The sequence below is a fragment of the Streptomyces sp. MGP-P1 genome (assembly GCF_057766565.1).
This window is the reverse complement of the sequence record NZ_JBYMEM010000006.1, coordinates 640,647-653,005: the sequence shown is the minus strand read 5'-3', so window position 1 is coordinate 653,005 and position 12,359 is coordinate 640,647. Positions and strand designations below refer to the sequence as shown.

Below are 12,359 nucleotides of genomic sequence, written 5' to 3'. Positions count from 1 at the left end.
CCCTGGGGCAGCCACGGAAAGCGGCGCTCCACGGAGTAATGTCCCACCTGAGAAGACGATCACGAGGAGGACAGCTCCATGCTTTCCCGCCTGTTTGCCCCCAAGGTGAAGGTCAGCGCCCACTGCGACCTGCCCTGCGGCGTGTACGACCCGGCCCAGGCCCGCATCGAGGCCGAGTCGGTCAAGGCCGTCCAGGAGAAGTACCAGGCCAACGAGGACGCGGACTTCCGCACCCGCGCCGTCCTGATCAAGGAGCAGCGCGCCGAGCTCGCGAAGCACCACGTCTCGGTGCTCTGGAGCGACTACTTCAAGCCCCCGCACTTCGAGAAGTACCCGGAGCTGCACCAGCTGATCAACGACACCCTGAAGGCGCTCTCCGCGGCCAAGGGCTCGAACGACCCGAAGACGGGTCAGAAGGCTCTGGACCTGATCGCCGAGGTCGACCGGATCTTCTGGGAGACCAAGAAGGCCTGATCCTTATAACGGACGGGCTGACTCGGCTGCTATTAACCGAATATGCTGCCCGTTCGTTCGACCACACCCGGTTCGCGGGTCACCGATCTCGGTGGCCGGCGGGCCGGGTGTTTCTTTGCGTCATGCCTGCGAAAATACATGGCTATACCGCAGGTGCAGCGGTCGGCCGGTGCACACCTGCCCGTCCGCACCTGAGCCGTGACCAGGTGTTCAGGTTGAAGCCCGGCACAGGGACGTTAGACCAGGAGGGTCGTCGCTCCACGGATGGTGCGTTCGTCGGCCCGTAACCGTTGGGGGCTGGTGGTGATCCGGGGCCACGACAGGTCGATGCACGGGAGCGTCGGGAGACCCAGAAGGGGGTGGGTGCGTTCCTCCACGTAGTCTGGCGAGGGATCCTTACACGCGACACCGCCCGGAGCGGCTTCGTCGTGACTTGACGAAGACCGCAGCACCGCCGTCAGTGTCCGACCTCGTTGCTACGATTCTCGTTCTGCTCCTTGGGGAGATCGGTGGGACGCTCAGCCGCTTCGTGCGGGTCACAACGCATCTGCCGGAGCAGCAGGTTTCAGCGAAGCAGTTCATGTGGACCAGGGGGCAGTCGTATGGGCGCGGAGGATGCCGCACCGTGTCGTCACACGGGGGCTCCGCCCCCGGAGGTCGTCGAGAGGGTCTCCGGCCTGATCCGTAGTCTCGGGGCAGAGGCACAACTGCTGGAGCGTAGCGGCGTCACAGCGGAGGAATTTCGCGACGCGCTGCCGATGGCGATCCAGAAGATGCGGGGCAGCATGAGCGCCAGCACCGCCGAGCGTCGGGAGTTCGTCCAGGGCGTACTCGGCCGGCTCGTTGCCGAGGGTCTGGCCGACCGCCTCGATGAGCCGGCGTACGGCGACGACACCGTGTACCGCCTTTCCATCCCCGGCATGGATCGCGACGTCGCCGTCATCCAGAAGGGATGCCCGGACGGCGCCCACAGCAGCACCCGCTGGTCGGCACCCGAGTGGGCGGGCGAGGTCTACCTGTGGTGGGTGTGCGACAACATGGGCTTCCAGCCGGGCGAGCACGTTTCCAAAGGAGTCAACCGGCTGTTCCAGCGCTTCACGGACGACAGGCCGGATCGGCTCGCCGGCGTGATCTTCCACAGCACCTCCTGCGGCGGGTCCGCCCGCGTCTGTCCAAAGGCAGACCGGTCCGTCACCATCGGCGCACGCGAGGTGCCGCCTCCGTGCATCTACGTGTTCCCGGACCGGGACTCCTCGGCGAGCGAGTGGAACTGGCGCGGAGGGCAGCAGCGTCGCTTCCCCGCCGTGCTGCTCAAGGCCTTCCGCATCCCGGAGGACCAGGTGGCGCACTTCGTCGGCGACATTGGCTACCGGGTCGTCGGCGGTCGACGAAAGACCCACATCATCTCGCGTGCTGGCCTCGGCCGCACGACTTCGCACAGGAGCTGACGCCCATGCATGTTCCGGTCCCCGCCCTCGACCCGAACCGGTCCGTCTCCCTGGCCGCCCGCCTGGGTGGCTCGCCGCGGACTATGCCGGTGCCTGCGTGGCCGCGCCCTGACAAGGAGCTGCCCGTGGTGAACGTCGAGGTCGCCTGGGTGTGCTTCTCCACCATCAACCACCGCACCAAGGCGGAGCAGATCCGTGAGCGGCGCAAGAGGGGCCGCGACGACCTCTTCGCCCGCAGCCCGCTCGAGAAGGAGGCGCAGGATGCCCAGTACCACATCCTGCGTGAGCAGGACGGCTTCGCCGAGCTCAAAGAAGATTTGAAGGCGCGGGGGCAGCAAGAGCCGGCGATCGTCACCGCCGACGGGGTGCTCATCAACGGCAATCGCCGCTCCGCAGCTATGCGGTCTCTGTTCGTCGACGATGACGTGCGCAGCGCGCGCTACGTGCAGTGCCTGGTGCTTCCCGCGGACGCGACGGCTGCAGAGCTGGTCGATCTCGAGACGGAGCTCCAGGTCGCCAGAGACTTCAAGCAGGACTACTCGTGGATCAACGAGGCTCTGCTTATCGAGGAGCTGTACGAGCGCGAGAACAAGAACTTCAAGCGGGTCGCGGAGCGGGTGCACCGCACTGTGTCCGACGTCCGCGCGTACTACGACAAGATCCAACAGGTCCATCAGCTTGTGGCCTTGTCGAAGGGGACCCGCGAGTACGTGGACTTCATCCCCAACGAGTCTGCGTTCGACGAGCTCGCGAAGCACATCAAGAACAAGACTGAAGCCGAGGCGCAGAGCGTCAAGGATGTGTACTTCATCGGCACGCTGACCGGCGTGGAGTATCGAAATCTGCGTCATCTGCGCCGTCCAGACGCCGCCGCGCTCGTCCTCGACGAGATCAGGAGCGACTCTAGGCTGGAGGCGGTGCTCGATGACGCGACCAAGAGCTCGGGCACCGAGGAAAGGAACGATGACCTTCTGGACGCTTTCCTAGATGACGGTTCAAGCGACTCCGAACCGCTCAGCGGTCTCCTGCAGCTGGTTGCGGCCACGGATAAGGAGGCGACCATCAAACTCGGCGACGGGTCGCCGATGGAGGCGAGCCAGCTGCTCAGTGGTCTTCGGCGGTCGATCACCAACGCCGCGACCGAGGCGAAGGAGGACACGCGGGACCGCAAGGAGGTCACGGCACCGCTCGAACGGGCGGACGCGGCCATCGGCGAGCTCGGCCGCATGATCCAGGCGCTCACGCGGGCCCGCCGCTACGACGACTGGAGCGAGGCGGCGTTCGCGTCCAAGGTGGAGCGGCTCGAGGAACTCCTACTGAAGGCCAAGGGGCGGTCTTGATCTACGCCGAGCTGTACGGGGTCCCCCGGCCAGTCGTCGTCCTGGAGAAGCGCGCCGACACAGGCCTGGGCGCGTGGGCGAGCATTCAGGAGACGCTCGCGCGAGGGATCGTCGGCGGCGCGAGCGACCGGACCGAGGTGCGAGTCGAGGTCTTCCTCGCCGAGCTCCACGTCATCGGAGCCGTCCGCAAACGCTACAGAGAGAAGCTGGACTTCGGCCCGTCGCTGAAGGAGCAGGTGCAGGCTCTGCTGTCGGACCAACGGCAGCGGCAGTCAGCCCTGGACAATCCCAGCGCCATCGACTCGGTGGCGGATCTCGAGGAGCTGCTCGCCCAGGCTGGATTCGTCCGGAGCCTGAAGTCCTTCCAGATGGAGAACCTTGCGCGGATCGTGCAGCTGCCGCATGCGGCGGACTTCTCGGTGCCCGGTGCTGGAAAGACGACGGTGGCTCTGGCCAACCACGCCGTGGCGTGCGCTCGTGGCCAGGTCGAGCAGATGCTGGTGATCGCCCCGCTCGCGGCCTTCGCCGCGTGGAAGGAGGAAGTCAAGGCGTGTCTCGAGCCCGCTCCGCGGCTCACGGTCCATCAGGGCGCCGGGTCGCTGATCCCGCAGAGCGCGCAAATCCTGCTGACGAACTACAACCGAGCCGCCAACGACTACGACCGCATCCGCGACTTTGTAGCTCGTCGTCCGACCCAGGTCGTCCTGGACGAGGCGCACCGCATCAAGCGGGGTTCCGGCGGGGTTCACGGGCGCGCCGTGCTAGACCTTGCCTACGCGGCGCGCCGCCGTGACGTGCTGACCGGTACGCCGGCCCCGCAGGGCGCGCACGACCTTGTGGCTCCGATCCGGTTCCTGTATCCGGGGCAGGACCGGAAGATCCTGCCGCAGAGTGCGTACAACGAGCGCAACGGCCGCGACGAGGACGTGGTCCGGGACACCGGTGAGGCGATCGCGAAGTATTTCGTCCGGACGCCCAAGGCCCGGCTTCAGCTACCGCCGACGGAGATCGTCGTGGAGTCGGCGGAGACGAGGCCAGTACAGAAGGCGATCTACGAGGCGCTCCTGGGCCGCTACCACGGAGAGTTCGCGCTGGCGAGGAAGGACCGCCGTGACTTCGACCGGCTGGGCCGGATCTTGATGTATCTGCTGGAGGCAGCGACCAACCCAGGCCTGCTGGTGGCGGGCTCGGACAGGGACGACGAGACGGGGTTCGCACATCCTCCGCTGCAGGTGACGAGTGACGAGCCCCTGATGCGGCTACTGACCGCGTATCAGACACACGAGGTGCCCTGGAAGTACGACCGCGTGCGGGAGATCGTCGCGAAGGAGGCCGCGCGCGGGCAGAAGGTGCTCGTTTGGTCGACGTTCGTGCGCAATCTGAAGATCCTGCGCGGCTTCCTCCGGGAGCACGAGCCCGCGGTGGTGCACGGCGGCGTGCCCGCCGCCGACGGGGCCTCTGCGGGAGCCGTGACCAGGGAGGGCGAGCTCGACCGCTTCCGCAACGACCCGCGGTGCAAGGTACTGCTCGCGAACCCGGCCGCCTGCGGCGAGGGCGTCAGCCTGCAGCACTGGTGCCACCATGCGGTCTATCTGGACCGGACCTTCAACGCGGGCCACTATCTGCAGAGCCAGGACCGCATCCACCGCATCGGTCTCGCGGAGGGCACCCTCACGAAGTTCACGCTTCTGCTGAGCCGGGACACGATCGACGAGACCGTGGACAGTCGGCTGCGGGACAAGATCGAGGCGATGGCAAAGCTGATGAACGACCCCGGTCTCGTCCGAGTGTCGCTTCCGGAGCCCGACGAGCAGGTGGGGGGATCCGCCGCAGCGGAGGACGACATGCAAGTCGTGGCGGCCATGCTGCGCGAGTGACGGAGCAGGTCATGAATTTGCTGCCCCGCCACGGCGTCGCATATGCGGCGGTGCTGCTCGCCCATGTGGCCCGGATTTCGCCGCGAAATGGCGTCGACGAGTGGGTAGCGGCCGCGCGGCAGCACGGCTCCTATCTCGCCGCCGCGACTGACCTCCGCACGCCGGCCCAGGCGCTCGTCACGGCGGGGCTCGCCTCGGTGGGCGAGGAAGGGAACATAAGGCTGGCGCGCCCGCTGGCGGCGCTGACCGCGTCGGGCGATTCCCGGCGTGCCATGCGTCACGCGGCGGTCACATTGCTGGCCGCTCAGCCGCCTGCGTGGCTGCGGGTGGCCGTGGGGGGCGAGGGCGTCGAGCGCGCGTACATCCCGCAGCCCGACCTCGAGGCACTGAGCTGGCTAGGCGAAGCTCTCGGCGAAGTCCTGGCGGAAGCCTGTCGGCTCGTCTGCACCCCTGAGAGGGCGGACCTGGCCAAGGAGATTGGTGACGCCGCGGAGGAGATCGTCGTCGCGGCGCTGAGAGCCGCGGGCAAGGAGCCGGTTCACGTCGCCCGCATCTCGGACGCCTACGGCTACGACGTGGAGCTGGCCGAGGAGCCGGTCCGGTGTTTGGAAGTGAAGGCGGCGGGGCCGCGGACGGCCGACCGCTTCCATCTGTCCCGCAACGAGTTCGACACGTGCGTGTGCCGCCGGGATGCGTGGTGCATAGTTCAGGTGGTGTTCGAGGCGAGCGCGTTCGTCGCGGACCCGATCACGGCTGCGGATGTCCGCGAGATTCGGGAGCTGTCCGCCGCTGCAGTACGAGACCTCGTGCCCGAGGACAGCCCTGGGTTCAGGTGGGAAACGTCGGCAGTCCTCACGCCGTCGGCGTCACTGTGGCGACCGAGCGCCCTGACGCCGGATCCCGGCTTCCTACGGCGGGGCCTCGACCGGCGAGACGTGACCGGCGGCTGAGCGCGGGTCCACGGACCCGCGCTTGCGACGGTCAGCGGCTCTTCTGCTCCGCGATGAGCGGCTTCAAGCAGTGCTCGGCGAGCCAGGCGACAGCGTCGACGCAGACGGCATCACCGAAGCCCATCAGCGCCTGATTCGTCCGGGCCGGAAGCGTGTAGTCGTCCGCCCCCATCAGGCAGGCGTACTCGCGCGCCGTCATCCACCGAGTCCGCAGACCCTCCGGGCCGATCTCCACGACAGCCTGCTTCGAGGAGCCGCCGCCGGTGGTTCGCAGGCAGCCCGCGATGTCGTCCGCCCGGATCTCCCAGGCCGGTTTCCCGCCACGCGTGCGGCGATAGGCGGTCCGGTAGACGACTGAACCCTTCTCCTTCAGCTGCGCGATGCGCTGGAGCTGAATTTCGGAGAGCTGGTCCTCGAACTTCTTCTGCCGCTGCCCGTCCCACCACACGTCCTCGGGGACGGGGTCGTTCTTCTCGATGAGCGTCGTCCAGCCTTCCACGCGGTGCGGGGGAGGGCTGGGGAGGGCGGCGCGGTGGGTGCGGAGGTCGACATCGTCGAGTACAGGATCCAGCCAGGACGGGCGTAGGAAGGTGTTCCGGTCCTCCGGGTCCCTTTCCGTCGGGGCATGGCGTGCGCCGACGAGGAAGAGCCGCGGGCGGGACTGCGGAACCCAGCTGCGGGCATCCAACGTCAGAACGTCCACCGAGTACCCGAGCCGGTTGAGCTCCTCGATAGCCGCCCGGAGGTCTGCTCCGCCGTGGCTGGTGGCGAAGCCGTTGACGTTCTCGAGCGCGACTACTGCAGGACGGTCGCCCTCACCGAGGTTCTCCAGAATCTTGGTGAAATCCCAGAACGTCCCGGAATGCTTGCCCGCGAGGCCCTTACGCCCGCCGGCAAGCGAGAGATCCGTGCAGGGGAAGGAAGCCCAGGCGAGATCAAGATCGCGCGGCAGGCCGGGCGCGTTCTCGTCCTCGGCGATCTCCTTGATGTCGCCGAGCTGGTAGTGGTCGTGCTCGTCGGCGAAATGCCCGGTGTACATGTCGCGTTTGTCGATGGACATGTCGTTCGCCCACACGACCTTCAGGTCCGCCTTCTCCAGGCCCAGCCTCGCGAGCCCGATGCCCGCGAAGAACTCCGCCACGGCCGGAGCCGGGGCGGCGGGCTGGTCGGAGGGTGCTGCGGGAGAGAGTACAGAGGCTACGGTCGGCGCGAGAGTCACGTCCCGGATCCTAGAACACGTCCCCATCTCGAACCCGTCCGCCTGCCTGAATCCGGGTTCCGGGCAGGTAGGTACCTTACTGTTTGCGATCACGGCGGCATAGTGAAGTGCAGCTTCTTCGCAACGGTCGCTCGATCCGGCGGACGCATCTCTCCCGCCGGGGGCTCGTGCGGCCGACGGCGCTTCGACGGCCGGTGCGGCCGTTCGGTCGTTCATGATCTTGCTCCAGACGCCCAGGACCCGTGGACTTCAACCTGCCCGGTTCTTCCAGGCGGCACTGCGGTAACTTGATCGCCAAGGTAGCCGGAGCCACTGACATCGCTCTGGACCCGTCGACGGTTGTGAGCCGGGAAGCGCCATAATCGTTTATGTGAATCATTCGGGCGAATCGTGGGCCTCGACTCCCGGCACTCGGGCTAGCATGCAGGCGAACCGCAGCCGAGACACCAAACCAGAGCTTGCTCTGCGCAGGGCCGTGCACGCCCGGGGCCTCCGATACCGAGTCGCGGCCCGCCCCGTACCGACGCTGCGCCGCACCGCTGACCTCGTGTTCCCGCGACAGAAGGTCGCGATCTTCCTCGACGGCTGCTTCTGGCACGGCTGCCCCGATCACCACACGCAGGCGAATCGGAACTCCGAGTACTGGAAGTCGAAGGTTCAGCGCAATCGCGAGCGGGACCTTGACACGACCAAACGCCTGGCCAACGAAGGATGGGTCGTGATCAGGTTCTGGGAGCACGAAGACCCTGTCGCCGCGGCGCTGATCGTCGAGAAGGCCGTCAAGGAACGCAACGCCACTCCGTAGGGGCGGTCCGTCAGTCCATGTCGGCTGCTTCGCCGTCGAGTTCCGGCTGCTCGGAATGTTCTTGGAAGAGAGTCCCCACGAGGCCCTCGATGTCGATCGCGTCGGCTGAAGGTTCAGGCCGGCCCTCGGCGTGCGCAAGCCGCGCAGCGGCCAGATGCGCGAGTCGCACTGCCTGGATGACGATCACCCGGCGCAGACCCGAGGACACGACGCCCCGTTCGTGCGCCACTGCGGTCAGCCGGGATAGCGTCTCGGCCCGGCGGGCGATGCGAATGTCGTCGTGCCCTCGCTCTCGACGAGTCTCGGCGCTCACCAGCTCGAAGCGCTGAGACGGAGGGAGCTGCACGAGAGAGGAACGCGGAGGGATCTTCTCGTTGAGTATCGCGTGGAACCGGCTCCCCTTGATCGCCTGGACGTAGGCCGAGTACTCGACGGCATCGAGCCGGCTTCGGGCTCCCTTGTCCTTTGCGCTCGTGTCCTCGAGCTCCCAGAGCGGCCACAGCTCCATCTCCGCGACTTCGAAGACGTCGAGAATACGCATCGCCACGGCGTCGGTCCGTTGATTGGTCAGGTGCCTACGGACTCGCTTCCGCAGCTGCTCGTTGGTCTGGCCGACATAAATCGGCTCGCCTTCGTAGTCGTAGAAGGCGTAGCAGCCCCATTTGGCGTCGGACCACTTACGCTCCGCGGAGTCCGTAGTTTCCAGCGCGTCATCGAGGAGACTCCGGAAGTCTCGGACCAGAGGGGCGGGCAGATCGGCGCGCTTCGGAGCAGGGGGCGGGGCCATAGGGGATCGCGATCCTCAGGTGGTCAGACTGGCTACAAGCAACATCGTGCGACCTTGCTTTTTATCACATCCCACGGCACACGGTCCGCGCGGCGTGTTGCGTCCCGAGATAAGGTCACCTCGACGCGAGACGATACGTCTCGGCCCATCGTTCACCTGTCACAGGACAGCGAGGTCCCCCATGGAACGCTTCGTCGAAGTCGCCCCCGGCGTACGCCTGTGGGCCCAGGAGCGCGGCGCTCCCGACGCCCCCGCCCTGCTGCTGGTCATGGGTGCGCAGGCGTCCGGGCTCGGCTGGCCCGACGAGTTGGTGGAGTTGCTCGGGGCCCGGCATCGCGTTATCCGTTACGACCACCGGGACACCGGCCGGTCCACCTGGGCCTTCGACGAGCGGCCCTACCCGCTCACCGCGCTGGCCGAGGACGCCGTGGCCGTGCTCGACGCGTTCGGTGTGGAGCGCGCGCACGTCGTGGGGATGTCGCTGGGCGGCATGCTCGCCCAGTTGCTGATCGCCGACCACCCCGAGCGGCTGCTGAGCGCCACCATGTTCGGGACGCGAGCGCTCAGTTCCGTCCCCTACACCGCACCGGACGGCGCCCGTGTCCCGCCCGAGCGGCTTCCCGGCGTCGCGCCCGCCCTGCTGGAGCTGTGGGCCCAGCCCGTGGAGGACCGTGGGCCCGAGGCCGAGTTGGAGCGGCGCGTGGAGCACTGGCGGGCGCTCGGCGGCGGTGTGATCCCCTTCGACGCCGACCGCACCCGGGCCCTGGAGCGCCGGATCATCGAGCACACCGGGCATCACCGCGCCGGTTCCGCGCACGCCCGCGCCGACTACTCCGGGATGGACCGCACCGAGCAGCTCGCCAGGACCCGCGTGCCCGCCCTGGTCGTCTCGGCCCTCGCCGAACCCGTCTTCCCGCCCCCGCACTCCGAACACCTCGCCCAGGCGATCCGCGGCGCGCGGCTCGTCGAGATCCCGGGCATGGGCCACGCGCTCCCCCGCGAGGTGCACGCCCCGCTCGCCGCCGCGATCCTGGAGCACACCGGCCGGGGCTGACGCCGCGGCGCACGGGCCGATGCCGAGGCGGCCGTCGCAGCCCCCGGGCCGGAACCGCGCCGACGCCGTGGCTCAATCGGCCCCAGGCGATCGGCCGCCTCCGCGCGCGTCCCCCGCGTCATACCTGAGAGCCACTCCGTAGGTGCCCTCTCCAGCGGGACGCCGACTACCCGTCCCCGTCCATAACTTCTGTACCGGAAGCACGCGATGCCCCTGGTACGGAAGGACCTCACCCCATGCCCGACCGCCCGCGCAGACCCCGGCGGCTCCGCGCCCTGCTCGCCGCGCTCGTCACCTTCGCGGTGGCCGTGCCGGTGTCCGGAGCGGCTCGGCCCGCCGCCGTGCCCGCCCCCGCGCCGACCGCTCACGGGACGCTGCGGGACGCGGGGCCGGCGGCGCTCGCCCGGCGGTACGCGGTGAGCCGGCAGGACATCCGGACGGCCGGGCGGGCGGCGGAGGAGCACGGGGACCTCCGGCGGGCGGCCTCGCTGCGCGCGATGGCCGCGCCCGGGCGGCAGTTCCTCGCCTTCGACGGCCGGGGCGGCGGCCGGAGCACGGAGGTCGTCGGAGAGCTGTCCGCGGCCCGGCGGATCGCGGTGCTGGTGCCCGGGGCGGGCGTCGGTCTTGACACGTACTGGCGGCTGCGGCGTGACGCCCGGTCGCTGCACCGGGAGTTGGGGGAGGGCGCGGCCGTCGTCGGCTGGCTCGGCTACCAGACGCCCGGCACCGTCAGCCCGACCGTGCTGACCACCGGTCGCGCCGACGAGGCCGCGCCGGGGCTGCGCGCGCTGGTGGACGGGCTGCGCCTGATGCTCCCCGGCGCCCGGATCAGCCTGCTCTGCCACTCGTACGGTTCGGTGATCTGCGCCCGGTCCGCGCCGGGGACGGCGGCCGACGCCCTCGTCCTCTACGGCAGCCCGGGGGTCGGAGCCCGGGACGCCGCATCGCTGCGCACCGGGGCCCGGGTGTGGGCGGGCCGGAGCCGCGCGGACTGGATCGCCCGCGTGCCCCATGTCCGGGTGCGGGTGCCGTTCGTCGCGACGCTCGGCTTCGGGACGGATCCGGTGGCGGACCGGTTCGGGGCCGAGGTGTTCGACGCGGGCGACGGCGGCCACAGCGACTATCTGCTGCCCGGTTCGCGCTCCTTGACCAACCTGGCCCGGATCACCGTGGGCGCTGAACCGCTGGGGGCTTCCCGATGACTGGTCTCGTCGCGAGGATCGAGGCGGCCACCCCGCCGGGCCGGGACCGGGCCGTCGACGCCCTGCGGGCCCTGGCGATCCTCGGCGTGGTGGGCGGGCACTGGCTGGTGACCGCGCTGGTCACCGACAGCGGCACGGTGCGTGGGGCGAGCCCGCTGACGTATCTGACGCGACTCACACCGGTCTCCTGGGTGTTCCAGACCCTCGCGGTGTTCTTCCTGGTGGGCGGGCAGGTGGCGGCCGGGAGTTGGGCCTCGGCCCGGCGGCGCGGCGTGCCGTACGGGCGGTGGGTGCGCGGCCGGCTGGGGCGCCTGTTCCGGCCGGTGGCGGCGGTGCTCGTGGTGTGGGCGCTCGCGGCGGCCGGGATGCTGGTGGCCGGGGTGGGCGAGTCGACGGTCCGGGCGCTGGTCAAGCTGGTCTGGTCCCCGCTGTGGTTCCTGCTGGTCTTCGCCGCGCTGACGGCGCTGACTCCGCTGGTGGCGCGGCTGCACCCGTTGTGGCCGCTCGTGGTGGTGCTCCACGTCGACCTCGTACGCCTGGGCCTCGGCGGTCCTCGCGAGCTGGGGTGGATCAACGTGGTCGCGGGCTGGCTGGTGCCCTACTGCCTGGGGGCGCTCGTGGCCCGGGGCGGGGTGCGGGGACGGGCGGGCCGCTGGGCGCTGGTGCTCGGCGGGGCCGCGGCGGCGGTCGCGCTCGTCCTGTGGGCCGGGTATCCGGCCGCCATGGTCGGCGTCCCTGGCGGCCGGATGTCCAATCTGGATCCGCCGAGCCTGGCCGCCGTGGCGTTCGGCCTGGCGCAGTGCGGAGCGGCGCTCCTGCTGCTCGGGCCGCTGCGCCGGGCGCTGCGCAGGCCCGCGGTCTGGGCGGTGGTGGCGGTGGTGAACCTGTCGGCGATGACCGTCTTCCTGTGGCACCAGACCGCGATGATCATCGTGACGACGAGTGCGGCGCTGATCGCGGACGGGCCGCTGCCGGGGCTGCACACCGTGCCCGACGGCGCCGGCTGGGTGCTCGCCCGGTTGCTCTGGCTGCCGGTGTTCGCGCTGGCCCTGCTGGTGTGCTGGGCCGCGTTCCGGGGCCATGAGCAGGGCGGGAGGCCCCATGGCGGGGGCTCCCTCGTCGTACGGGAGTCCCTGGGGAAGTCCTCCCCCGGGCGGAAGGGACACGCGCGTCGTGCCTAGTCTGAGCAGGAGTGGAGCCGAG

At 69.4% G+C, this 12,359-nt stretch carries 11 protein-coding genes; 9 read left to right on the top strand and 2 right to left on the bottom strand.

The window, feature by feature from the left end; translation table 11 throughout:
• The first annotated feature begins 78 nt into the window (after positions 1 to 78).
• The 5 genes from sodN to AC3CH1_RS18675 all read left to right on the top strand — a co-directional run bounded on the left by sodN (position 79) and on the right by AC3CH1_RS18675 (position 6,089).
• A complete protein-coding gene (gene sodN, locus AC3CH1_RS18695; RefSeq protein ID WP_003966342.1) occupies positions 79 to 474 on the top strand; it encodes a superoxide dismutase, Ni in 396 nt (131 codons plus the stop codon).
• A 758-nt stretch (positions 475 to 1,232) separates the two neighbouring features.
• Positions 1,233 to 1,922 carry a hypothetical protein gene (locus tag AC3CH1_RS18690; RefSeq protein WP_488463981.1) on the top strand — a complete coding sequence of 230 codons (690 nt, stop codon included), beginning with the start codon at positions 1,233 to 1,235 and terminating at the stop codon, positions 1,920 to 1,922.
• A 125-nt stretch (positions 1,923 to 2,047) separates the two neighbouring features.
• Positions 2,048 to 3,262 carry a hypothetical protein gene (locus AC3CH1_RS18685; RefSeq protein ID WP_488463980.1) on the top strand — a complete coding sequence of 405 codons (1,215 nt, stop codon included), beginning with the start codon at positions 2,048 to 2,050 and terminating at the stop codon, positions 3,260 to 3,262.
• Complete coding sequence (locus AC3CH1_RS18680) at positions 3,259 to 5,139, top strand: DEAD/DEAH box helicase (protein WP_488463979.1); 1,881 nt, start codon at positions 3,259 to 3,261, stop codon at positions 5,137 to 5,139. The genes AC3CH1_RS18685 and AC3CH1_RS18680 overlap by 4 nt, the downstream gene beginning before the upstream one ends.
• Positions 5,136 to 6,089, top strand: coding sequence for a protein NO VEIN domain-containing protein (locus AC3CH1_RS18675; protein ID WP_488463978.1), 954 nt, complete (start codon positions 5,136 to 5,138; stop codon positions 6,087 to 6,089). Before AC3CH1_RS18680 ends, AC3CH1_RS18675 begins: the two co-directional genes overlap by 4 nt.
• A 31-nt stretch (positions 6,090 to 6,120) precedes the next feature.
• On the opposite strand, the gene AC3CH1_RS18670 is transcribed toward AC3CH1_RS18675, so the two are convergent.
• Positions 6,121 to 7,308, bottom strand: a complete 1,188-nt coding sequence (locus AC3CH1_RS18670; protein ID WP_488463977.1) for a DNA cytosine methyltransferase — start codon at positions 7,306 to 7,308, stop codon at positions 6,121 to 6,123.
• Positions 7,309 to 7,729: 421 nt separating this feature from the next.
• Between AC3CH1_RS18670 and AC3CH1_RS18665 the strand changes: the two genes are divergently transcribed.
• Positions 7,730 to 8,113 (top strand): very short patch repair endonuclease, encoded by a 384-nt coding sequence (locus AC3CH1_RS18665; RefSeq protein WP_488463976.1) that lies wholly within the window; start codon positions 7,730 to 7,732, stop codon positions 8,111 to 8,113.
• A 10-nt stretch (positions 8,114 to 8,123) separates the two neighbouring features.
• Here AC3CH1_RS18665 and AC3CH1_RS18660 read toward each other — a convergent pair whose 3' ends face one another.
• Entirely contained in the window at positions 8,124 to 8,900 is a 777-nt protein-coding gene (locus tag AC3CH1_RS18660; protein WP_488463975.1) for a GIY-YIG nuclease family protein, read from the bottom strand.
• 181 nt (positions 8,901 to 9,081) lie between these two features.
• Between AC3CH1_RS18660 and AC3CH1_RS18655 the strand changes: the two genes are divergently transcribed.
• The 3 genes from AC3CH1_RS18655 to AC3CH1_RS18645 all read left to right on the top strand — a co-directional run bounded on the left by AC3CH1_RS18655 (position 9,082) and on the right by AC3CH1_RS18645 (position 12,337).
• The gene (locus AC3CH1_RS18655) at positions 9,082 to 9,954 is read left to right on the top strand and encodes an alpha/beta fold hydrolase (protein WP_488463974.1); all 873 of its coding nucleotides are present in this window, start codon (positions 9,082 to 9,084) and stop codon (positions 9,952 to 9,954) included.
• A gap of 236 nt (positions 9,955 to 10,190) precedes the next feature.
• Positions 10,191 to 11,156: an alpha/beta hydrolase gene (locus AC3CH1_RS18650; protein WP_488463973.1), complete on the top strand. Its 966-nt coding sequence runs from the start codon at positions 10,191 to 10,193 to the stop codon at positions 11,154 to 11,156.
• Positions 11,153 to 12,337, top strand: coding sequence for an acyltransferase family protein (locus AC3CH1_RS18645; protein WP_488463972.1), 1,185 nt, complete (start codon positions 11,153 to 11,155; stop codon positions 12,335 to 12,337). The genes AC3CH1_RS18650 and AC3CH1_RS18645 overlap by 4 nt, the downstream gene beginning before the upstream one ends.
• Positions 12,338 to 12,359: the final 22 nt, after the last annotated feature.